The organism is Paraburkholderia suaedae, assembly GCF_040812055.1.
Taxonomy (GTDB): domain Bacteria; phylum Pseudomonadota; class Gammaproteobacteria; order Burkholderiales; family Burkholderiaceae; genus Paraburkholderia.
Map to the genome: position 1 here is coordinate 293,872 of NZ_JBFOAH010000003.1, position 22,961 is coordinate 316,832.

At 63.6% G+C, this 22,961-nt stretch carries 19 protein-coding genes and 1 tRNA gene; 15 read left to right on the top strand and 5 right to left on the bottom strand.

All coding sequences use genetic code 11. From position 1 onward, the window contains the following. The first annotated feature begins 128 nt into the window (after window positions 1–128). Complete coding sequence (locus tag ABQJ48_RS06795) at window positions 129–1,232, top strand: LysR family transcriptional regulator (protein ID WP_367836870.1); 1,104 nt, start codon at window positions 129–131, stop codon at window positions 1,230–1,232. A gap of 150 nt (window positions 1,233–1,382) precedes the next feature. On the opposite strand, the gene ABQJ48_RS06800 is transcribed toward ABQJ48_RS06795, so the two are convergent. The 3 genes from ABQJ48_RS06800 to dprA form a co-directional block, all read right to left on the bottom strand. Beyond that, entirely contained in the window at window positions 1,383–4,046 is a 2,664-nt protein-coding gene (locus ABQJ48_RS06800) for a DNA topoisomerase III (RefSeq protein ID WP_367836871.1), read from the bottom strand. Window positions 4,047–4,299: 253 nt separating this feature from the next. Beyond that, window positions 4,300–4,677 carry a thioredoxin family protein gene (locus ABQJ48_RS06805; RefSeq protein ID WP_367836872.1) on the bottom strand — a complete coding sequence of 126 codons (378 nt, stop codon included), beginning with the start codon at window positions 4,675–4,677 and terminating at the stop codon, window positions 4,300–4,302. 70 nt (window positions 4,678–4,747) lie between these two features. Continuing rightward, window positions 4,748–6,145, bottom strand: coding sequence for a DNA-processing protein DprA (gene dprA, locus ABQJ48_RS06810; RefSeq protein WP_367836873.1), 1,398 nt, complete (start codon window positions 6,143–6,145; stop codon window positions 4,748–4,750). A 241-nt stretch (window positions 6,146–6,386) separates the two neighbouring features. Here dprA and def point away from each other — a divergent pair, with 241 nt between their 5' ends. The 14 genes from def (at window position 6,387) to ABQJ48_RS06880 (ending at window position 19,334) form a co-directional block, all read left to right on the top strand. Then, complete coding sequence (def, locus tag ABQJ48_RS06815; protein WP_367836874.1) at window positions 6,387–6,890, top strand: peptide deformylase; 504 nt, start codon at window positions 6,387–6,389, stop codon at window positions 6,888–6,890. A gap of 31 nt (window positions 6,891–6,921) precedes the next feature. After that, complete coding sequence (fmt, locus tag ABQJ48_RS06820; protein WP_367836875.1) at window positions 6,922–7,908, top strand: methionyl-tRNA formyltransferase; 987 nt, start codon at window positions 6,922–6,924, stop codon at window positions 7,906–7,908. 110 nt (window positions 7,909–8,018) lie between these two features. Further along, window positions 8,019–8,660 (top strand): LysE family translocator, encoded by a 642-nt coding sequence (locus ABQJ48_RS06825; protein ID WP_367836876.1) that lies wholly within the window; start codon window positions 8,019–8,021, stop codon window positions 8,658–8,660. Window positions 8,661–8,765: 105 nt separating this feature from the next. After that, window positions 8,766–9,623, top strand: coding sequence for a zinc metalloprotease HtpX (htpX, locus tag ABQJ48_RS06830; RefSeq protein WP_367836878.1), 858 nt, complete (start codon window positions 8,766–8,768; stop codon window positions 9,621–9,623). A gap of 345 nt (window positions 9,624–9,968) precedes the next feature. Then, window positions 9,969–11,408 (top strand): 16S rRNA (cytosine(967)-C(5))-methyltransferase RsmB, encoded by a 1,440-nt coding sequence (gene rsmB, locus ABQJ48_RS06835; protein WP_367836879.1) that lies wholly within the window; start codon window positions 9,969–9,971, stop codon window positions 11,406–11,408. Further along, window positions 11,405–12,004: a DUF4390 domain-containing protein gene (locus ABQJ48_RS06840; RefSeq protein WP_367836880.1), complete on the top strand. Its 600-nt coding sequence runs from the start codon at window positions 11,405–11,407 to the stop codon at window positions 12,002–12,004. The genes rsmB and ABQJ48_RS06840 overlap by 4 nt, the downstream gene beginning before the upstream one ends. Then, a complete protein-coding gene (locus tag ABQJ48_RS06845) occupies window positions 11,994–14,411 on the top strand; it encodes a sensor histidine kinase (protein WP_367836881.1) in 2,418 nt (805 codons plus the stop codon). The genes ABQJ48_RS06840 and ABQJ48_RS06845 overlap by 11 nt, the downstream gene beginning before the upstream one ends. Further along, window positions 14,412–15,101, top strand: coding sequence for a response regulator transcription factor EsaR (esaR, locus tag ABQJ48_RS06850; RefSeq protein WP_367836882.1), 690 nt, complete (start codon window positions 14,412–14,414; stop codon window positions 15,099–15,101). It abuts the gene before it with no gap. Between the two features lie 117 nt (window positions 15,102–15,218). Beyond that, window positions 15,219–15,294: transfer RNA gene (locus ABQJ48_RS06855), tRNA-Phe, on the top strand. Window positions 15,295–15,690: 396 nt separating this feature from the next. Continuing rightward, on the top strand, window positions 15,691–16,422 hold the full coding sequence (queC, locus tag ABQJ48_RS06860; RefSeq protein WP_367836883.1) for a 7-cyano-7-deazaguanine synthase QueC: 732 nt from the start codon (window positions 15,691–15,693) through the stop codon (window positions 16,420–16,422). 74 nt (window positions 16,423–16,496) lie between these two features. Then, window positions 16,497–17,129 (top strand): 7-carboxy-7-deazaguanine synthase, encoded by a 633-nt coding sequence (gene queE / locus ABQJ48_RS06865; protein ID WP_367836884.1) that lies wholly within the window; start codon window positions 16,497–16,499, stop codon window positions 17,127–17,129. Window positions 17,130–17,135: 6 nt separating this feature from the next. Next, window positions 17,136–17,582 (top strand): 6-carboxytetrahydropterin synthase QueD, encoded by a 447-nt coding sequence (gene queD / locus ABQJ48_RS06870; protein WP_367836885.1) that lies wholly within the window; start codon window positions 17,136–17,138, stop codon window positions 17,580–17,582. Window positions 17,583–17,841: 259 nt separating this feature from the next. Further along, a complete protein-coding gene (locus tag ABQJ48_RS06875) occupies window positions 17,842–18,624 on the top strand; it encodes an HpcH/HpaI aldolase family protein (RefSeq protein ID WP_367836886.1) in 783 nt (260 codons plus the stop codon). Next, window positions 18,621–19,334 carry a tetratricopeptide repeat protein gene (locus ABQJ48_RS06880; RefSeq protein ID WP_367836887.1) on the top strand — a complete coding sequence of 238 codons (714 nt, stop codon included), beginning with the start codon at window positions 18,621–18,623 and terminating at the stop codon, window positions 19,332–19,334. Before ABQJ48_RS06875 ends, ABQJ48_RS06880 begins: the two co-directional genes overlap by 4 nt. 105 nt (window positions 19,335–19,439) lie before the next feature. On the opposite strand, the gene rodA is transcribed toward ABQJ48_RS06880, so the two are convergent. After that, on the bottom strand, window positions 19,440–20,588 hold the full coding sequence (rodA, locus tag ABQJ48_RS06885) for a rod shape-determining protein RodA (protein WP_367836888.1): 1,149 nt from the start codon (window positions 20,586–20,588) through the stop codon (window positions 19,440–19,442). Between the two features lie 10 nt (window positions 20,589–20,598). After that, window positions 20,599–22,923: a penicillin-binding protein 2 gene (gene mrdA, locus ABQJ48_RS06890; protein ID WP_367836889.1), complete on the bottom strand. Its 2,325-nt coding sequence runs from the start codon at window positions 22,921–22,923 to the stop codon at window positions 20,599–20,601. Window positions 22,924–22,961: the final 38 nt, after the last annotated feature.

The window sequence follows — 22,961 nt, forward strand, 5'->3', positions numbered from 1 at the left end:
GAGATTCCGCAATATTTCCGATTTCCGGGCAACTTCTGCACGAATCTGCGAGTCGTAGGAGAATTCCCAGTTCGCTTCACTGGTTTTCCCTAATTGTCAGGAAGCAGTAACACGGCAGGAGTTGTCCTATGGATCATTTGCAGTCGATGCGAGTTTTCGTCAGAGTGGCGGATCTCGGCAGTTTTGCCCGCGCTGCGAGCGCGATGGATATTTCCAACGCGGTCGCCACCCGTCACGTTGCAGACCTCGAAGGCCGTCTCGGTACGCGGTTGCTCAACCGCACAACCCGCAGCTTGTCCCTGACCGAATCCGGGCAGGTCTACCTCGAGCGCGCGCGTCAGATTCTCGACGAACTGGAAGACGTCGAACAAATGGTGGTCGCGCGTAATCACGAACCCGTCGGCACCTTGCGAATCGTCGCGCCCGTCGTGTTCGGTCTGCATAATCTCGCCCCCGTGCTGCAAACATATGCGCAGCGCTATCCGAAAGTCATCCCCGATGTGACGCTGGTGGACCGTCAGGTCGATCTGGTTGAAGAAGGTTTCGACGTCGGGGTGGTGATCGCGCGGCAAATGCGCAGCGCAAGCATCGTCACGCGCCGTCTTACCACCGGCTGCATGACCGTGTGCGCCACGCCCGCGTATCTGGAGAAGCACGGCATGCCGGTGCGTCCCCAGGACCTGCTGGAGCATCCGTGCTTGAGCCTGCCGTCTGAGTACTGGGGTGACGAGCGCGTGTTCACGGGGCCAGAAGGTGAAGTGCGCGTGCGTCCGTCGAACGTGATCGTTGCGAACAACACGGAAATGCTGCGGCAATTCGCGTTGCTCGGCATGGGCATTGCGATTCTGCCGAGCTATCTGATAGGCCGTGACATGACGCGCGGCAGGCTCGTGCGCCTGCTCGGCGATTACCGCTTGCCGCAGGTCGAGATCAACATTGCATATCCGAGTCGCCGTCATTTGCCGGCGAAAGTCCGCACCTTCATCGACCATCTGGTCGAGCATTTCAGTCAAACGCCGAATAGCCTGCTTGGCGAGCAGTGGATCAAGGACGGCCTCGAGCGGCCCGCTGCGTCGGCGGCCTTCGATCCTGCCCGCTCGGCCATGCCGCCGGAAGCGTTCGATGGCGCCGAGCCGCTGTCGCGGTTGCTGGATAGCGAGTTGTCGCCGGTGCCCAAGACGTTGGCAAAGACGACGAACCGTGCGCGGCCAACGGCGTTATCGCCGCTGTAACGGCGCATTGGGCGGGGCGTCAATGCCGTAGCCGACGTTTCCGCACGTCGAAATGAAAAGCGCAATCACATGACGTGATTGCGCTTTTTTATCGACAAATGCGAAGCAGGCGGGCCGGAAAAGAATTGCTCTGCGGCCCGACCAGCCGAATTAAGAGCCGGTTTTGCGAGCTACCGCTTTCTTCGCAGGGGCCTTCTTGGCTGCGGCGGTCCGCGCGGCGGGCGCCTTTTTCGCTGGAACCTTCCTGGCTGCCGGCGCGGCCTTTACCGCCACCGTCGTTTCGCCATCTTCCGGCTCCGCTGCGGCCTGCGCAGCCGACCTGGCCGCCGCGGTCTTCGCGGCAGTTTTAGCCGAAGGCTCCTTCTTCTCGAATTCGAAGCCGATCTTGCCGTCGGTCTGCTTGACCAGGAACGCCTTGAAGTTGCGGCCCGTACGGGAGGACTTGAAGTTGGTGAGCAGATCCGTGCGGCCTTCCTCTAGCAGCTTGGCCATCTGCTCGCGAGCAATCTCCTGCTGCAGGATCACCTTGCCGGAGCGGAAGTCGCACGTTTTCGGATTGGCGACCGAGTTCTCACAGACATAGCTCATGCCATGTTCGAACACGCGGCCGTTGCACTTCGGACACATGCCGACCGGCTGCTGATCGGAGAAGTCAGGCGGCTCGCCGTCTTCGCCGCCCGCATCCTGGCCGAAGTCGAACTCGAGCTTGTAGTTCTTGATCTCGTCGTCGAACGACAGTTTCAGGATTGCCGAGAACGGCCGGCCCATCTTGCTGCGGAAACCCGAGAGCGGTCCGATCGTTTTGTTTTGCAGCAGCTCTTCGACTTCCGGAATCTCAAACTGACGCCCGCCCGGAATCTTCGAAATGGAGAACTCGCATTTGGAGCAGGCAAACCGCCGGTAGTTTTCCTTCACCTGGCCGCCGCAATTCGGGCAGGGCGTCTGCAACGTCGCGTAATCACCCGGGATCGTGTCGGAATCGTACTCCTTTGCGCGCTTGACGATGGTTTGTGTCATGCGGGCGATTTCCTGCATGAACGCGTCGCGCGGCAGGTTGCCGCGTTCCATCTGCGAAAGCTTGTATTCCCACTCGCCCGTCAATTCCGGCGCGGTCAGTTCCTTCACGCCGAGGCCGCGCAAGAGCGTCATCAGCTGGAAAGCCTTGGCGGTCGGAATCAGATCGCGACCTTCGCGGATCAGATACTTTTCGCCGAGCAGACCTTCGATGATGGCGGCCCGCGTGGCTGGCGTGCCGAGACCCTTCGCCGCCATCGCTTCGCGCAACTCGTCGTCTTCGACCAGCTTGCCCGCGCCTTCCATCGCCGACAGCAAAGTCGCTTCGTTGTAGCGTGCGGGCGGCTTCGTCACCAGTTGCTGGGCCGCGATCTTGTCGGTCTTGACCTTCTCATCCTTCTGCACCGGCACCAGGTTCGCGTCTTCGCCGCTGATTTCGCGGCCGTAGACCTGCAGCCAGCCCGGCTCGACCAGCACCTTGCCTTCGGTCTTGAAGTGATGGCCCACCACTTCGGTGATCCGTGTCGTCACGCGGAATTCGGCGGCCGGGAAAAACACCGACAGAAAACGCTTCACGACGAGGTCATAGAGCTTTTGTTCCGGCTCTGACAGATTCTTGGGCGCCTGCAGTGTCGGGATGATTGCAAAGTGGTCGCTGATCTTCGAGTTGTCGAAGATGCGCTTGTTCGGCTTCACCCAGCCCTTGTCGAGCACCTGCTTGGCAAACGGCAGATAGTTGTTGCTCTCCTTGAGCATGCCGAGCGTCTGCTTGACCGTATCCATATAGTCTTCGGGCAACGCGCGAGCGTCGGTCCGGGGATAGGTCAGGACCTTATGCTTTTCATACAGCGCCTGCGCAAGACCCAGCGTGTTCTTCGCCGAAAAGCCGAAGCGGCCGTTGGCCTCGCGCTGCAAGCTGGTCAGGTCGAACAGCGCCGGCGATAGCTGCGTCGACGGTTTCGATTCTTCCGTCACCTTGCCGATCTGACCGCGGCATGCGGCGACGATCGTCTCGGCCGCCGGCAGCGCCCACAGACGCGAGTCGCGCTTTTCCGGATCGAACTCGTCGCGCTTGAACTTCGGATCGAACCACCGGCCTTCGTAAAACCCGGCGGCGCAGACGAACTCCGCTTTCACTTCCCAATAATCGCGCGGCACGAAGCGGCGAATCTTCTCTTCGCGTTCGACGACGATCGACAGCGTCGGGGTTTGCACCCGCCCGACGGTAGTCAGGAAGAAACCGCCGCCCTTGCTGTTGAACGCGGTCATGGCGCGGGTGCCGTTGATGCCGACCAGCCAGTCCGCTTCCGAGCGGCAGCGCGCCGCATCGGCGAGCGGCTGCATTTCTTCGTCGCTGCGCAGGCGCGCGAAGCCATCGCGGATCGCGCCGGCCGTCATGGACTGTAGCCACAGACGCTGCACCGGCTGCTTGGCTTTGGCGTGCTGCGCGATCAGACGAAAGATCAGCTCGCCCTCGCGCCCCGCGTCGCAGGCGTTGATCAGGCGGTCGATGTCTTTGCGCTTGAGCAGCTTGGTCAGCACCTTCAGGCGCGACTCGCTCTTGGCGATCGGATTCAGATCGAAGTGCGGTGGAATGACGGGCAGATTGGCGAAACTCCACTTGCCGCGTTTGACTTCGTAGTCTTCGGGCGCGGCAATTTCCAGCAGGTGACCGACTGCCGAGGAAAGGACGTAGTCGTCGCTTTCGTAGTATTCGTCATGCTTGGTAAAGCCGCCCAAAGCGCGCGCGATGTCGTTCGCGACAGAAGGCTTTTCGGCGATGATCAGTGCTTTGGACATGACTCGATGTGAGGTTGGTAGATGCGGGTTGATGGCCTTGAGTGCGCGAAATTAGCGCGCGACCCTCGTTTGCGACCTTTGCGACCCATTGACGACCGCTTTATAGCACACGGCGCGAAGGCGGCGTGTCAAGTGCCATAAAAGCGCGCCATCATAAGTGCACGCTTTGCGCTGGGGCAAGTTGCGGCGGACACGATGCGCATCACTGCCGACCCGCGTTTGCCGCGTGGCTCGCTCGCCGACGCAACAGCGTTCAGAGGACCGTCAGCGCGGGCCGCAGCTTGGGCGCGCCGGTGATGCCGGGCACGGCCGTCAAGTCCGCCAGCATCCGCTCGACTATGGCCGCCTGCGGCAAAACGGTGCCGAAAAAACGTGTCGTGATGGAGTCTTCAATTAGGATGGTCGGGAAATTCTCGACATCCAGATCGTCGAAGCGGTCAGCGTGGGTCTCGATGTCGATCCATGCGAAGCACATCTCCGGATGCCGGTCGGCCAGTTTGTCGAAGGCTTCCCGATATTCGCGACACGTGCCGCACCACTCCGCGCACAGGCAGGCAACGAACAGCGTTTCGGGTTCATTGACGCGCTCGGCGATCCGGTCTTGGTCGGTGTCGAGATTCAGCGCGGGCATGTGGTGGGTTCCTTGCGTACTTTGTCAGGTGCTTTCGCGCGAATGTAGCATGGGCGATCCGGAACGGTGGTCAACCCTGATCCAGGCGGGGTCGGCTGTGCGTGACCCGCATGAAGCGGCCGCCGGGCAGCACGGTTATCTGGCCGGCAAGTTCCAGCTGCAGCAAGGTGGTTTGTAGGGCTGCTTCCTCCATCTCGGTGCGGGTGGCGAGAATTTCAAGCGTGGTGGGCGAGTGGCCGAGCGCGGCCAGGAGCCGTTGCGCCTCGGAGTTGACCACGTCGGCACCTGATGCGGGCGGCAGCGCTACTGCATCGGCGAAGGCCGTTGTGGCTGCAACTGCCACAGACTCCGAGTGAGTCTCGACACCTGTTCGCGCAGTGCTCGAGTCAACCGCAGCGGCTGACCGTGTGCCTGGTGCGCCCGAGTCCGTTGCAACGGTGCATCCCGCGTGCGCCGCCGGCAAGTTCGGCTGGGCTCCTGATGACGTTCCGACCGCCCCCTCATTCGGCGAACGGTGGCCGTCCCACGCGACGGTTCGCTTCGGCGCTGCGGCACCTCGGACCGCCGTCCCTGTTGCAAAGCCCAGTTCCTCCAACACCTCGTCCGGCGTCTCGACCAGCTTCGCCCCCTGCTTGATGATTCGATGACACCCACGCGACAGCGGCGCGTGGATGGAGCCAGGCAACGCGAAGATATCGCGTCCCATTTCGTTGGCGAGCCGCGCGGTGATCAGCGAACCGGAGCGCATCGCCGCTTCGACGATCACCACACCACTGACGAGCCCCGCGATCAAGCGATTACGCTGCGGGAAATTCTCAGCCCGCGCGGGGGTGCCAAGCGGCCATTCGGAGACGATGGCGCCTTGCACCGCAATCTGCCGCGCCAGAGCATGATGCGCCGCCGGATACACGAGGTCGGCCCCGGTGCCGATTACGGCGACGGTCCCGCCGATGCCTTCCAGGCCGCCCCGATGCGCGGCGCCGTCGATGCCGAGCGCGAGCCCCGACACAATCGTGACCCCCGCTGCCGACAGCTCGCGCGCGAAACGTTCCGCGTCCTCGACGCCCTGCGGCGTCGCGCTGCGGCTGCCCACCAGTGCCACTGCTCTCGTATGCAACCGGTCCAGCCGGCCTTTTACATATAGCAGCGGCGGCGGGTCAGGCATGGTCAGCAGCGCGGACGGGTAGGCGGGGTCGTCGAGCGTCACGACATGGTTGCCGGGCAGCTCGCGCCACGCAATGACGGTGTCGAGCTGGCTGTCGAAATCGTGACCAGTCGGCGCCAGCGCGGCGCGCGCCGCCGCTTCGCCCGCGATTGCCGCTAGCGCCTCGGGCGATTGGCCGAAAATCGCCTCCGGCAGCCCAAAAGCGCCCAGCATCAAGCGCAGCGCCGCGGGCTTCAGCCCCGGCGCGAGCGAGAGCCGCAGCCAGGCGGCGAGTTCCATATCGGTTGTTGGCAAGGTGTGCATTGCGAGTCGCTTCTCCTCAGGGCCAGCGGGCAGCCGGGCACCATGCTAAAATTTTCATCATCCGAAATAACAGCAGCGCCGCGCCCACCCGTGGGGGCGTGCCGTGTAGCGCACGAGGCGCGTTGAATCGAACCGGTTCGACATCATCTATCCTCTGCGTAATGCGACGGGCTCACAACCTGGCCGAACGGCCAACGTGAATCTCCAACGGTCAGCGGCGCGTCAAATCACACTCGAAACCATGGCTTTACTGAATATCCTCAACTACCCGGACAAGCGCCTGCACAAGATTGCGAAGCCGGTGGAAGCGGTCAACGACCGCATCCGCCGACTCGTCGCGGACATGGCAGAGACCATGTACGCAGCACCGGGCGTGGGCCTCGCCGCCACTCAGGTGGACGTGCACGAACGCGTGATCGTGATCGACGTATCCGACACGCACGACCAGTTGCTCGCCCTCATCAATCCCGAAATCGTCTGGTCGAGCGATGAGAGGAAGGTCTCGGAAGAGGGCTGCCTTTCCGTGCCGGGCATCTACGATAACGTCGAGCGAGCGGAGAAAGTCCGCGTGCGCGCGCTGAACCAGAAGGGCGAAACCTTCGAGATGGATTGCGAAGGACTGCTCGCCGTGTGCGTTCAGCACGAGATGGATCACCTGATGGGCCGCGTATTCGTCGAATATCTGTCGTCGCTGAAGCAAACGCGCATCAAGAGCAAGATGAAGAAGCTCGCGCACGCGATGTAATGCGCGTTCACCTCGTCCACCGCCCCCTTTCATGAGTCATTCGTTGCGCGTCATTTTTGCCGGTACGCCCGAGTTCGCGGCGTCCGCGCTGGCCGCGATTCACGGTGCCGGATTTCCGGTGCCGCTCGTGCTGACCCAGCCGGACCGGCCCGCCGGACGCGGCATGAAATTGCAGGCCAGCCCGGTCAAGCGATATGCGCTGGAGCATGGGCTCGCGCTCGCGCAGCCGCCGTCGCTGCGACGCGCCGGCAAGTATCCGGTGGAAGCCGCCGCCGCGATCGATCAACTGCGCGCCACGCCGCACGACGTAATGGTGGTCGCCGCCTACGGACTGATCCTGCCGCAGGAAGTGCTCGATATCCCACCGTTGGGCTGCATCAACATTCACGCGTCGTTGCTGCCGCGCTGGCGCGGTGCGGCGCCGATCCACCGCGCGATCGAAGCGGGCGACGCTGAAACCGGCATCACGCTAATGCAGATGGACGCCGGCCTGGACACCGGCGCGATGATTTCCGAGGCGCGCACGCGCATTTCCGACGACGACACCACCGCCACGTTGCATGACCGTCTCGCGCAGGACGGCGCGAAGCTGATCGTCGAAGCGTTGATCGAACTGGAGCGCAACGGCAAGCTGACGTCCACGCCGCAACCCGCGGAAGGCGTGACCTACGCGGAAAAAATCGGCAAGCACGAAGCCGCGCTCGACTGGCGTCGCCCGGCTGCGGTGCTTGCGCGCCACGTGCGCGCGTTCGACCCGTTTCCCGGCGCGGTTGCCACGCTAGAAGACGGTAGTTCGATCAAAATCTGGGCTTCGCTCACCGCCGATGCCCCAGCCGGCAGCGCACCCGGCACGATCACCGACGTTTCTGCGGAGGGCGTGATCGTTGCATGTGGCGAAGCCGCATTGCGGCTGACGCTACTGCAGAAACCCGGCGGCAAGCGCCTGCCGGTGCGTGACTTCCTGGCCGGTTCATCGCTTGCCGTGGGCCAGCGTTTCAAGCTACCCGAAGCAAAATAACAGTCTGCGAAGGACTCGAACATCCGCCAATCGGCCTAGGTTCGAGTCCTCCGCCGCGACTCGGCCGCGCGTTAAAATCGCGCATGCGACAGCACAGTCTGAGGTCCTCAATGTTCGGCATTACCCATTTCGAATTTTTTGTCGCGGCGGTCTTTCTTCTGAACGTGACGCCCGGTCCCGATACGGCTTATATCGTCGGGCGCAGCGTCGCTCAGGGCCGCGGCGCAGGGTTGATGTCCGCGCTCGGCATCTCGGCCGGTTGCTGTGTGCATTCGCTTGCGTGCGCTTTCGGGCTGACCGCGCTGCTCGCGGCGTCGGCCACGGCCTTTACCGTCATCAAATTTGCCGGCGCGATCTATCTGATCTATCTCGGCACGCGGCTCATCTTTGTCAAACCTGCAACGGCGGCGACGGAGGGCGAATCGCGCGCAGTCGGCGCGCCCAAGTCGCTCAAACAGCTGTTCCTGCAAGGGTTCTGGACCAATGTGCTAAATCCCAAGGTGGTGCTGTTCTTCGTCTCCTTCTTCCCGCAATTCGTGACGACCGGCAGCGATCGCAAAGCGCTCGCGTTTCTGACGCTCGGCGCGGTGTTCGTGGTGATGAGCATGCTGTGGAACAGCTTCGTCGCGTGGATCGCGGGCAGTGTGACGCAGCGCTTTTCGGGCAAGCCTTCGGTGAAAAAGTGGCTGGACCGCGGCGTCGGCGGTGCGTTCGTCGGCTTGGGTATCAAGCTCGCCACTGCATCGAGATGATTGAATTATCCTCGCCTGCCCATATCTAACGTTTAGCTTACAATCAGGCGCCGCGATCGCGCGGCACGGATATGAAGCCCGCGCTTAGGGCAAGGAGTTGCAGACATGTTCAATTGGGTCAAAACCGCGATGTTGATGGCCGCGATCACGGCCCTTTTCATCGTGATCGGTGGGATGATCGGTGGGTCGCGAGGCATGATGATCGCGCTCGTCATCGCCCTTGGAATGAACTTCTTCTCGTACTGGTTTTCGGACAAGATGGTGCTGCGCATGTACAACGCGCAGGAAGTCGACGAAACCAGCGCACCGCAGTTCTACCGCATGGTGCGAGAACTGGCCGCGCGCGCGAACCTGCCGATGCCGCGCGTGTACCTGATCAACGAAGACGCGCCGAACGCTTTTGCCACCGGACGCAACCCGGAGCATGCCGCGCTCGCGGCTACGACCGGTATTCTGCGGGTGCTGTCGGAGCGCGAGATGCGCGGGGTGATGGCGCACGAACTCGCGCACGTGAAGCATCGCGATATTCTGATCTCGACGGTTTCGGCGACCATGGCCGGCGCCATTTCCGCATTGGCTAATTTCGCGATGTTCTTCGGCGGTCGCGATGAAAACGGCCGTCCGGCGAACCCGATTGCCAGCATCGCCGTCGCGCTGCTGGCGCCGATCGCGGGTGCGCTGATCCAGATGGCGATTTCCCGTGCTCGAGAATTCGAAGCCGACCGTGGCGGGGCGCAGATTTCCGGCGATCCGCAGGCGCTGGCTTCGGCGCTCGATAAGATCCATCGCTACGCGAGCGGGATTCCTTTTCCCGTGGCCGAGCAGCATCCAGCTACCGCGCAGATGATGATCATGAATCCGCTGTCGGGCGGCGGCATCGCGAATCTGTTCTCGACTCACCCGGCTACCGAAGAACGTATCGCGCGCTTGATGGAGATGGCGCGCACCGGGCGCTTCGAATAAGCCGGCGCGGTTGCGCCGGGAAAGATGAAGGCGGGTCGCGGACCCGCCTTTTTATTTGGCGCACCGAAACGCGTGTGTCAGTATTGTTTGCCAGAGCTGGCTCGAGAAAAAGCTTCGAGTCGCGACGCAGAATCTTGCGCGATTGCCCACCACGTGACGCCCCCCGGGTCTGCGCCACCTGTCAATCCGTCACTGCGGGTCAGGCAATATTCTGCCCGCCGCCGATTTGTCCACCATCCTGTCACCGGCCCGCCGCGTCTGCGCACGGCGGCAGCCGCCCAGCGCCACGCTACAATGTGCGCTGATTGTGTCGCGCGCACCGCGTGGCCTGCCTTTGCCTCTTTCATGACTTCAAAGCCTTCTTCGCGTTCTGCTTCCCCATCGGCGCGACCGCGCGAATCTCGGTTGTCGACGCTGCATCTGGCTCCGGAATCGCTCGGCTTTGCGCTCGACTGCGCAGCGCAAGCCGTCGGGGCCGTGCGCCTCGGCGCGGCTTTGCCGGCTGCGCTGCAATCTGTGTTCGTGTCCGCGCCTGAGGGCAGCGCCGCCGCCGCACGCGGCGCAGTGCAAGACATCGCCTATCGCACGATGCGGCGTCTGGCCGTCGCCGAATGGCTGATTTCAAAGCTGGTGAAAAAAGCGCCGCCGCCGCACGTCGGTCACGTGCTCGCGTGTTCGCTCGCGCTGCTGGTCGACGACGAAGAGAGCGCCGCCTACTCGTCGTTTACGGTGGTCGATCAGGCGGTGAGCGCGATCGCCGCGCGCCGCGAATTTGCGTTCGCCAAGGGGCTCGTCAACGCGGTGCTGCGACATTTCCTGCGCGAGCGCGAGACGCTGCTGAACGCCGCGCAAGCCGACGAAGTGGCCCGCTGGAACTATCCGGCCTGGTGGATCGACGCGGTAAGACGGGCATGGCCCGACGCCTGGCAGGCGGTGCTTGCATCCGGCAACACGCAAGGTCCGCTGACGTTGCGCGTGAACGTCCGCCGCTCGACGGTCGAGGCCTACTTGCAGGTGCTGGAAGACCATCACGTTCGAGCGAGCAAAGCGGGCGACTACGCGGTTAGGCTCGACACGCCGATGCCGGTGGACCGCATTCCCGGCTTCAACGACGGCGTCGTCTCGGTGCAGGACGCCGGTGCGCAACTGGCCGCGCAACTGCTTGGCGTGCGCGACGGCATGCGTGTGCTCGACGCGTGCGCGGCGCCCGGCGGCAAGACTGGGCACCTGCTCGAACTCGCCAATGTGCAACTCGTCGCGCTCGAAAGCGACGCGTCGCGCGCGCGGCGCATCGGCGAAAACCTGCAGCGGCTGAAGCTCGCTGCGGAAGTGCGGATCGGCGACGCGGGCACCCCGGCGAAGTGGCACGACGACATCGACCAGCCGTTCGACCGCATTCTCGCCGACGTGCCGTGTTCGGCGTCGGGCATCGTGCGGCGTCACCCGGACATCCGCTGGCTGCGCCGCGCGTCGGACATTCCCGCGCTGGTAGCAGAGCAACGCCGCATCCTCGACGCGCTTTGGCCGCTTCTGAAACCAGGCGGCGAGATGCTTTACGTTACGTGTTCGATCTTTCCCGAAGAAGGGGAGTTGCAGGCGCAGTGGTTTGAAAACAAATACCAGGATGCGGTACGATTGGACGCGCCGGGGCAGCTTTTGCCTTCGGTCGCTCGCGCGCCCGCCGATACATCGGCCGGTTCCCCTGCCGGACAACCCGCTGAAGACAGCCCCGGTGCGAACTCAGACCACGACGGATTTTTCTACGCGCGCTTTCAGAAACGGTGACCATCAAACGTTTTTTCCCGCTTCGGCTCGCCGCCGTGCTCTGGGTTGCGCTGGCCGTATGGCTGGCGGTGCCGGGCGCGGCGCACGCTGACTCGATCGCGGTGCAGCGGGCGTCGCTGCAAGCCGACAACAACGGCTGGAGTCTTGACGCGCGTTTCGATTTCGAACTCAACAGCAACCTCGAAGATGCGGTGAACAAAGGCATTCCGCTTTATTTCACCACCGACTTCGAGTTGAGCCGCCCGCGCTGGTATTGGTTCGACGAGCAGCCGGTGAGCGTCTCACAGAGCATCCGCCTGTCGTTCCAGCCGCTCACGCGAGAGTACCGCGTGTCGAGCGTGTCGTCGGGCGGCTTGCAGCTCGGTTTCACTACGCTCAAAGATGCGCTCGCGGTGATCAAGCACGTCACCTCATGGCACGTGATCGACCGCAACCAGGTGCGCGTGGGCGAGACCTATAACGCGTCGGTGCGCATGCAACTCGACATCGCGCTGATGCCCAAGCCGTTCCAGATCGACGCGGTGAACAACCGCGACTGGAACCTCGCTTCCGATTGGAAGCGTTTTACTTTCACGGCGACCGAACGTGCTAAATAGAGTGCGCTCAACCACCAGCGTCGGCAGCATCGTCGTGCGCGTGCTGGTGTCGACGGTCGCGGTCACGGCCGTGTTGCTGCTCGTGCTGCTGGCCGCCGCCAGCGCGAACACCGAATTCTTCGATCGTTACTACCAGTGGCTGTACGCGTCGAATGTCGCTGTTGCGATGATCTTCCTGCTGGTGGTCGCGACGCTCGTCATCATCATCATCGCGCGGCTGCGCACGGGCAAGTTCGGCACACGGCTTCTCGCGAAACTCGCGTTCTTCATGGCGCTCGTTGGCGTGGTGCCGGGCGGGATCATCTACGTGGTCTCGTATCAGTTCGTGTCGCGCAGTATCGAATCGTGGTTCGACGTGAACGTCGAAACTGCGCTCACGTCGGGCCTCAATCTTGGGCGCGGCATGCTCGACGCGTCTCTGTCGGATCTGCAGACGAAGGGACGCCTCATGTCGGAGCAACTAGCCAGCGCGGATGCCGCCGGCACGACGCTCACCCTGCTGCGTCTGCGCGATCAGTTCGGTGTGCAGGACGCGCTCATCGTCGAGCCCACGCGCAGCATGTCCGGCGCGACGCCTGACATGCACGTGGTCGCGCAGGCAACAAGCAATTACGCGACACTCCTGCCGACTGACTTGCCCACGCCGCTGATGATCGATCAGGCGCGTGGCCGCGGCTACGCGGCGATCGAAGGGGAAGTGGACGGCGATGCGAAGGCGCAAGGCGGCAAGGGCGCGCTGCGGCTGCGGGTCGTGCAGCGCATTCCGGATTCGAACGCCGCACTGCTGCAGCCCACCGAACGCTTCCTGCAACTCACGCAGCCGGTGTCGCCCTCGCTCGCGCACAATGCGGACGCGGTGCAGCGCGCCTACCGCGAGTATCAGGAGAAGGCGCTCGGGCGTACCGGTCTGCGCAAGATGTACATCGGCACGCTGACGTTGGCGCTGTTCCTCGCCACCTTCATCGCGATGATGCTGGCGCTCGCACTCGGCAATCAGCTGGCGCGGCCGTTGTTCCTGCTCGCGCAAGGCACCAAGGAAATTACCGAAGGCGACTACACGCCCAAGCGCGAGATCAAATCGCGCGACGAACTGGGCTTTCTCACGCAGTCGTTCAACGCTATGACACGGCAGTTGTCCGAAGCGCGCGCGGCGGTCGAGAACAACCGCATCGCGCTCGAACATTCGAAGGCGTATCTGGAAAGCATTCTGGCGAATTTGACCGCCGGTGTGTTCGTGTTCGATCGCCAGTTCAGATTGACGACTGCGAACCGTGGCGCGGAGCGGATTTTCCGTCAGCCATTCCAGACCGTGCTGGGCTCGTCGCTCGATCAGATCGGTGCGCTCAGCGAGTTCGGCGGCATGGTCCGCAAGGCGTTTGCCGATCGCGAGGCGGCGAGCGGCGACGGTCATGACGATCGCGGTCACTGGCAGCAACAGTTCTCGATCCAGGTGCCCGGCGAAACCGAACCGCTCACCTTGCTAGTACGCGGGGCGCGGCTCGTTTCGGCAACGGACCGCGACGCGGAAGACATGCAGACGTCCGGCTACGTGGTCGTGTTCGACGATATCTCCGACGTCATCTCCGCGCAGCGTTCGATTGCCTGGGGCGAAGTCGCGCGGCGTCTCGCGCACGAGATCAAGAACCCGCTCACCCCGATCCAGCTCTCCGCCGAGCGTCTGCAGATGAAGCTGGCCGACAAGCTCGCGCCATCCGATGCCGACGTATTGAAGCGCGGCGCGACCACCATCGTGAACCAGGTTGCCGCGATGAAGCAGATGGTCGACGACTTCCGCGACTACGCGCGCACGCCGCCGGCCGTGCTCGCCCATCTGCAACTGAACGATCTCGTCAGCGAAGTGCTTACGCTGTACGGTATTGAAGAAGGTAAAGGTGCGATCCAGGTGGAGCTTGCAGAGTTGCCGGCGATTCGCGGCGACGCGACACAATTGCGTCAGGTGATTCACAACCTGCTGCAGAACGCGCAGGATGCGGTAGCCGAGCTCGAGCATCCGCATGTGTTGCTCGAGACGAGGACAGTAGAATACGGAGACCCCGACGCGCAAGGCAAAGTACGCGTCGCGGTGCGTCTGACCGTGTCGGATAACGGACCGGGGTTCCCCGCGCGTATCCTCACACGCGCATTCGAGCCCTACGTAACGACCAAGGCGAAAGGTACGGGCTTGGGCCTTGCGATGGTCAAGAAAATCGTCGACGAACATGGCGCGCGCATCGACATCCGCAATCGCTTGAAAGCGGGCGACGTGATCGAGGGCGCGCAGATTTCGATCCTCTTCCTTCAACTGGCGGACGATGCCGCGGCGGCGGGTGCAGGGCCGCGGCCGGCGCATGGCGGCAGTGCGTCGCAAGGAAAGAAAAAAGCAACAGTGCAGACAAGGGCAGCGTAAATGGCAACCATCCTGGTGGTAGACGATGAAATGGGCATCCGGGAATTGCTCTCGGAGATCCTGAGCGACGAGGGGCATGTCGTGGAGGCCGCTGAAAATGCGCAGGAGGCGCGCGAGTTCCGTTTGCGTCAGGCGCCGGACCTCGTGCTGCTCGACATCTGGATGCCCGACACCGACGGCGTGACCTTGCTCAAGGAGTGGGCCGCGCAAGGGCAGTTGACCATGCCCGTGATCATGATGTCCGGCCACGCGACCATCGACACGGCGGTCGAAGCCACCCGGATCGGTGCGCTCAATTTTCTGGAGAAACCGATCGCGTTGCAGAAGCTGCTGAAGGCTGTCGAGCAGGGACTCGCGCGCGGCAACTCGGCGGCTGTGCCGGGCGGCGCGGCGGCCAAGCCGGTATTGCCGGTGAGCGTATCGGCGGTGGCCTCGGCGGCCGCGTTGCCCATGCTCTCGACCGACGGCATGGGCAGCGGCGCACTGGCCGCGCAAACGGCGTCGATCTCGTTCGATATTCCGCTGCGTGATGCGCGCGACGCGTTCGAGCGCGCGTACTTCGAATATCACCTCGCGCGTGAGAACGGCAGCATGACGCGCGTCGCGGAAAAGACCGGGTTGGAGCGCACGCATCTGTATCGCAAGCTCAAGCAGCTTGGGGTCGACCTGGGCAAGAACAAAGGGGAGTGACAAGGGCGGCGGGTTCGGCTCCGGCTCAGTGAGCCATGCGCCAATCCTGGCTCGGCAAGTTTTTTCGCGAAGGGCTTGCCCGGCTGGTGGCGCTTTGATATTATTTCGTTCTTCGTTGGCCCGGTAGCTCAGTTGGTAGAGCAGCGGATTGAAAATCCGCGTGTCGATGGTTCGATTCCGTCCCAGGCCACCAGGATTCAGCCCCAGGAAATCGCAAGATTCCTGGGGCTTTTCCTTTTCTGTCGGGTACCGGCGGATGTTCGTGGCTTAACCAAGCGAGCATACAGCGGGGCGCGCTCGGCGGCGTTCGGCCTCGCGTGATAAAATCGCGCCAGTTCAAGGACTTGCGCGAAAGACATCAGCTGAGCGTGGCACCTCCGCTGCGCCCGTGTCGGGCGGTTCTGGCCGCCACCCGCACCGAACCCCTCGCCCGACAATTAATCGGTATAAGCGCCCCGCACTCTGCATGCGAAAGGCGCGACCTATACTGCGTTGGGCCGGCAGCAAGCCGGCACGCGTCGCGCCGCATTGCTTGCATGGCGCACCTCGTGCAGCGCGACGCGGTACTCATCATTCACGGAGTTTCACGGTGATCCGCAAAGACGCCAAGCGTAGCGCTCTCGTGCTGTTTTCCGGCGGCCAGGATTCCGCCACGTGCCTCGCCTGGGCGCTCGATCGTTACGAGACTGTCGAAACGCTCGGCTTCGACTACGGTCAGCGGCACCGCGTCGAACTCGAATGCCGCGAAGGGTTTCGCGCGGCCGTTACACGCGCGATTCCCGCGTGGGCCGGCCGCCTCGGCGACGACCACATGATCGACCTGTCGGTGCTCGGCGCGATCAGCGACACCGCGATGACACGCGAGATCGAGATCGAAGCGACGGCCAACGGCTTGCCGAACACGTTCGTGCCGGGCCGCAATCTGATGTTCATGACCATCGCGGCGGCAATCGCCTATCGGCGCGGCTTGCAGGTGTTGGTCGGCGGAATGTGCGAGACGGATTTTTCGGGCTATCCCGATTGCCGCGACGACACCATGAAGGCGTTGCAGGTGGCGCTCAATCTCGGCATGGACAGCCGGCTGCTGCTGGAAACACCGCTGATGTGGCTCGACAAGGCGGACACATGGCGCCTTGCGCACGAGTTGGGCGGCGGCGAGCTGGTCGAACTGGTGCGCGTCGAGACGCATACCTGCTATGTCGGCGAACGTTCAGAATTGCATGCCTGGGGCTTCGGCTGTGGCGAATGCCCGGCATGCCGGTTGCGCAAGCGCGGCTACGAAGCGTATCTGGCCGGAGAGAAGGTTACCGAGCCGGTCTGACGGCGGGCGCGGCGGCATCTGCAAACATCAGCGATCATCTTCACGAATATCAGGAACTCGAGGCAGAAAGCAGCATGACTTACGCGGTCAAGGAAATCTTCTACACGTTGCAGGGCGAGGGCGCGAATGCTGGGCGTCCCGCCGTGTTCTGCCGCTTCGCCGGCTGCAATCTGTGGTCCGGCCGCGAAGAAGATCGGGCCGATGCGGTGTGCCGTTTCTGCGATACTGATTTTGTCGGTACCGATGGCGAGAACGGCGGCAAATACCGCACTACCGAAGAACTGGTGGCGATGATCGCGTCGCTGTGGCCGCAAGGCGAGGGGGAACGCTTCGTCGTCTGCACCGGCGGAGAGCCGATGTTGCAGATCGACCCGCCGCTGGTGGATGCGCTGCATGCAGCGGACTTCGAGATCGCGATCGAAACCAATGGGTCGCTGCCCGTGCTCGACACGATCGACTGGATCTGCGTGAGCCCGAAGGCCGACGCACCGCTCGTCGTCACGCGAGGCAACGAACTGAAGGTCGTGATTCCACAGGACAACCAGCGCTTGTCCGAGTATGCGAAGCTCGACTTCGAGTATTTCCTCGTCCAGCCGATGGACGGCCCGTCGCGCGACATCAACACCAAGCTCGCGATCGACTGGTGCAAACGCCATCCGCAATGGCGCCTGTCGATGCAGACCCACAAGTATCTGAACATTCCCTGATTTGCCGTGCTGACGATTACACGAAAACTCGAATTCGATGCGGGCCACCGCATTCCCGATCACCGCAGCCAGTGCCGTAATCTGCACGGCCATCGCTATGTGCTCGAAATCACGCTGCAAGGCGATCTGGTCGACACCGAGGGCGCGCCCGATCGCGGCATGGTGATGGATTTCGCCGACGTGAAGGCCCTCGCGGTCGAGCATCTGGTCGACAATTGGGATCATGCGTTTCTCGTCTACGAAGGTGACAAGCAGGTGCTCGGCTTTCTCCAGAGCATGGCCGGTCACAAGACGGTGGTCCTGGACCGGATCCCGACCGTGGAAAATCTTGCCGCTGTCGCGTTCGACATCCTCGCGAGTGTGTACGACGCGCACTATGGCGTGAATTTGCGCCTCCACAAGCTGCGTCTTTACGAGACGCCAAATTGCTGGGCTGACGTGGTTCGCGACTAAAATCCCCGGCCGGTAACCCGTGCGGCAGGAAATCGCGTGCGTGGGCGGCCCAACCGGCGCGTTATTGTCCACGGTATGATCGCTTCGATAACCATACGGAGCGAGACATGCCGGTCATCGCATTGCGCCGCAGCAGGCACGCAGGCCGAGACGGCCTCAGTGCCGATCTTTGCGCCATCCTTTGCCTTCCCCACGAGCCGGGTCCGCTCTCTCGCACAGCCACCGGCGACGCGCCCCCTCGCGCTCACGGTGCGCGGCGATGAGCACCTTCACCAATCCGCTCAAGCAACGTCTGAGCGAAACCGATCCGCTGTTCGGCTTGTGGCTGTCGCTCGCGAGCGATGCCGCCGCCGAAGCGCTCGCGCACGCCGGTTTCGACTGGCTGCTGATCGACATGGAGCACGCGCCGAACGATAGCGGCGATGTCGCGTCGCAATTGCGCGCCATCGCCGCCGCGCATCTGCCCACCGAGCCGGTGGTGCGCCTGCCCGCCAGTGAGTCGTGGCTCGTCAAGCGGGTGCTGGATGCGGGCGCCCGCACGCTGATGTTCCCGAACATCGAATCCGCCGCCGACGCCGCGCACGCCGTGCGTCTCACGCAATATCCGAGCGCCGGGGCGCTCGACGGTCAACGCGGCGTCGCCGGCGTGGTGCGCGCGTCGGGCTACGGCATGCGGCGCGATTACGTGCAGACGGCCAACGCGCAGATTGCGAGCATCGTGCAGATCGAGTCGGCCCGCGGCTTGCGGGAGGTCGAAGCGATCGCGGCGACGCCGGGTGTCGATTGCGTGTTTGTCGGACCGGCCGATCTGGCGGCGAGCCTCGGTCACCTCGGCGATTCGAAGCATGCCGACGTGCAGGCGGCCATGGCGCGGATCGTCAGCGCCGCCGACAAGGCCGGCATCGCGGCCGGCATTTTCGCCATGGACGTCGCGAGTGCGAAGCAGCATCGCGATGCCGGATTTCGTTTCATTGCGCTGGCCGCCGACGTCATGTGGATGTTGCGCGCGACTCGCCAGGCGTTGCAGGAGGTCAGGTCATGAAGGGGAAGTTGCAGAAAGTGGTCGTGCGTGCGGCGCTGACCGCGGTGCTGCTGTCGAGCGGCGCGGCCAGTCTGACGGCCTATGGGCAGGACCGGCCGCCCAGGTCGAACGATCCGCAGACGCAAACCGCGGTGGCCGACTACAACGCCGGCAACCTGGGCGCGGCGCTTGCCGAATTTCGCAAGGCGGCCGAGCGCGGCAGCCGGCTCGCGCAGTTCAACTACGCGATGATGCTGCTCAACGGCGAGGGCACCTCGGTGAATGTCGACGAAGGCAAGAAATGGCTGCGCAAGGCCGCCGATGCCAACATGTCGCATGCCCAATACGTGTACGGCAAGATGTACGACGACGGCGAATTTGTCGGCCGCGATCCGGTCGAGGCACACCACTGGTTCCTGAAGGCCGCGCAACAGGGACACGTGCAGGCGGAGCTGGCGCTGGCCAACCAGTTCCTCGATGGACGCGGCACGGAGCGCAACAATCAGCAGGCGTTCGTCTGGTACAAGAAGGCGGCGCAGGGCGGCGACATGACCGCGCAGTACGTGACCGGCTCGTTCTACGAGCGCGGCGGCGACGGCGTGGACAAGAATCTGAACGTGGCGCGCGCCTACTACGCGGCCGCCGCGGCTCAGGGCGACCCGGCAGCGCGGCTCAAGTACCAGCAGCTCAGTGCGCAGTTGCGGGATCAAAAGGAAGTGAAGCCGCAGTAAGCAAAAAAGGGGCGCTCCTGATGACGGTGCGCCCCTCGTGCCTTTCGATGCTTCGTTCGCGCCTGCGCGTGCCGCCTGCCTCGATGTTACCCAACCGCTGCTGCGCTAACTCTGCATCAACCGCTTCTGCCGCCCGACATTCATGATGAGTCCGATCGCGACCCCCAGCGTGGTGAGTGCGGTGCCGCCGTAGCTCATGAAGGGCAGCGGCACGCCCACCACCGGCAAGATCCCGCTGACCATGCCGATATTGACGAACGCGTAGGTGAAGAACGCCATCGTCAGCGATCCGGCCAGCAGGCGCCCGAACAGCGTCGCGCCGTTGGCCGCGATATACAGCCCGCGCGCGATCAGCAGCATGTAGAGGGTGAGCAGCACGACGCCCCCGGCCAGGCCGAACTCTTCGGCGAACACGGCGAAAATGAAGTCGGTATGCTTTTCAGGAATGAACTCCAGATGCGCCTGGGTTCCTTTCAGCCAGCCCTTGCCGAGTGGGCCGCCGGAGCCGATCGCAATGACCGCCTGAATGGTGTGGAAGCCTTTGCCGAGCGGATCGGAGGTCGGATCGAGCAGCGTGCAGATGCGGTGCTTCTGATAGTCGTGCATCAACGGCCATTGCACTTCGGGCTGACAGATCTTGCCCTGGAACGCCGCGATGGAGGCGACCGCGATCACACCCGCAACCAGCACGGGCACGATCAGCTTGAAACTCAGGCCCGCAAAATAAATCACGAAGAGGCCGGCCGCGAACACCAGCACGGCCGTCCCCAGGTCTGGCTGCTTGGCGATCAGAGCGACGGGCACCGCGAGAATCACCAGGCCGACCAGATAGTCGTACCAGCGCATCACGCTTTCGCGGCGCTGGTAGTACCACGCGAGCATCAGCGGCGTGGCAATCTTGAGGATCTCGGACGGCTGGACCACCACGCCGACGTTGATCCAGCGCTTGGCGCCTTTTTTCGTGAGGCCGAACAACGCCACCGCGACCAGTAACGCGATCCCAAACGTATAGAGCGGGACCGCGAAGCGCATCAGCAGGGTGGGCGGCACGTTGGCGAGTGCCCACATCAGCACGAACGTCAGCAGGATGTTGCGCAACTGGTCTTCCACACGCCCCGGGACGTCGAGGCTGGCGCTATACAGCGTGACGATGCCGACGCACAGCAGCAGGAACACGATCAGTGCCAGCGGACGGTCGAAGCCCGCGAACATCCGCTGGATGCGCTCGAGCCAGGCGCGCTTGTCGAATTGCATGCCTATCTCCTTATTCGTCGATGCCGCCGGCGACCGGCTGGCGTCGCGGCGCGGCCTGCATGGCGTCATCGCGTGACGGGGCTGCGGCGCTCGGCGCGGCGTCGCTGGCCGCACGCGGTGTGCGTGGCGCGCCGGATTTGCGCGGCGCTGGCTTTTTCGGGGTGGCGGACGCGGAGGCCGGCGCTGGCGCCGACGCCCCGGTGGCGACCGCACTGGACGCCGTCGCAGGGGCGGATGCCGGATTCGCGGCAGAGACAGCCGAAGCCGCTGTCGCAGAAGCAGCCGCCGCCGAAGCCGCGCCCGGCATCGGCAACGCGGTGAAGCCCGCCGCGATCCTGACCGGCTGCGCCCCTTCCTGCTGCGGCGGCGCGTCGCCGACTTGCGGCGCGGACGCGTCCTGCGTCGCCGACGCCGCAGCCGCGACGGCAGCCGCCTCGGCGCCCGGCTTGGTCTTGCCGACCAGGTAGTAGTCCAGCACCTTGCGCGCGATCGGACCCGCCGACTCCGCGCCCCAGCCGCCGTTTTCGACGATCAGCGCAAGCGCGATCTTCGGCTGCTCGGCGGGCGCAAACGCGATGAAGAGTGCGTGGTCGCGCAGACGCTCGGCGATCGCGTGACCCTTGTAGTTCGCGCCCTGCAGCGAGTAGACCTGCGCCGTGCCGGTTTTGCCGGCTGCCTGGTACTGCGCCCCGATGAACAGTTTGGACGCCGTACCGTTGGTGACGACGCCTTCCATCGCACGCTTGATGATGTCGATGTCCGACTGCTTCACCGCGATCTTGTCGCTGGGTTCGCGCACGACCGCGTGCGTTTCTTTGGTGATCGGGTTTTCGATGTCGCGCACGAGGTGGGGCTTCATCACGATGCCGTTGTTCGCCAGCGTGGCGGTCGCGTGAGCGAGCTGGAGAATGGTGAACGAGTTGTAGCCCTGACCGATGCCGAGGCTGATCGTCTCGCCTTCATACCAGCGTTGCTGCTCGGGCTTGCGGTACGCTTTGCGCTTCCATTCCGTCGACGGCAGGATACCGCGCGCCTCGCCCGAGATGTCGATGCCGGTGATCTGGCCGAACCCCCACGGCTTCATGAAGTTGGCGATGTTATTGACGCCGAGATCGTGCGCGAGCATGTAGAAATACGTGTCGTTCGACACCACGATCGCCCGGTTCATATCGACCCAGCCTTGGCCCGAACGCACGTCGTTGCGAAACGTGTGGCCGCCGAACGTGTATGAGCCCGGATCCTGGAAACCCCAGCCCGGCGTGCGCTTATGCAGCGTGAGCGCGGCGAGCGCCATGAACGGCTTATAGGTCGAGCCGGGCGGATAAGTGCCGTGCAGCGGCCGGTTCAGCAGAGGATGGTCTGGCGAGTTGTTCAGCTCGTCCCAGGTCTGCTGATCGATGCCGTCGACGAAGGAATTCGGATCAAAGCTCGGCGCTGACACGAAGGCGAGCACGTCGCCGGTCGACGGTTCGATCGCGACCAGGGCGCCGCGGCGTCCGGCGAACGCCTGCTCGGCGACTTGCTGCAGACCGATATCGAGCGACAGCACGAGGTTGTTGCCCGGCGTCGCCTGGGTGCGCGACAGGGTGCGTACCGGCCGGCCGCCGGCCGTCACTTCCACTTCCTCGAAACCGGTCTGGCCGTGCAGCTCGGTTTCGTAGCTCTGTTCCACGCCGATCTTGCCGATGTAGTCGGTGCCCTTGTAGTTGTTCGCATCGAGCCGCGGATCGTAGTGGTCCGGATCACTGTCGTTCTGGTCGCTCGCGTCGTCGATGCGGTCCTGGTCACGCTGCGAAATCCGGCCGATGTAGCCGATCACGTGCGCCGCGGTTGGCCCGAGCGGGTACTGGCGGAACAACCGCGCGCGCACTTCGACGCCCGGGAAACGGAAACGCTGCGCGGTGAAGCGCGCGACTTCGTCGTCGGTGAGGCGGGTGCGGATCGGCAGACTTTCGAAGTTCTTCGAGTCTTCCTGCAGCTTCTTGAAACGGCGGCGGTCGCGCGCGTCAATCGACACGACCGTGGCCAGATTGTCGATCACGTTTTCGAGCGAGTCGTTCAGCTTGGACGGCGTGAGTTCGAGCGTGTAGGCCGAGTAGTTCTTCGCGAGCACCACGCCGTTGCGGTCGGTGATGATGCCGCGGTTCGGCACGATCGGCGCGACGGAGATGCGATTTTCATCGGCCTGCAGCGAGTATTTGCTGTAGTGCCAGACCTGCAGGAACAGGAAACGGAAGCCGATCAGCCCGAAGCAGACGAACACAAACAAACCCGCCGCCGCGACGCGCAGGCGGAATTTCGTGAGCTGTTGCTGAGTGTCCTTAAATTCGGTCATGCGATTCTGCAAAAGGCCGGTTGACGGCCGTCAATAGT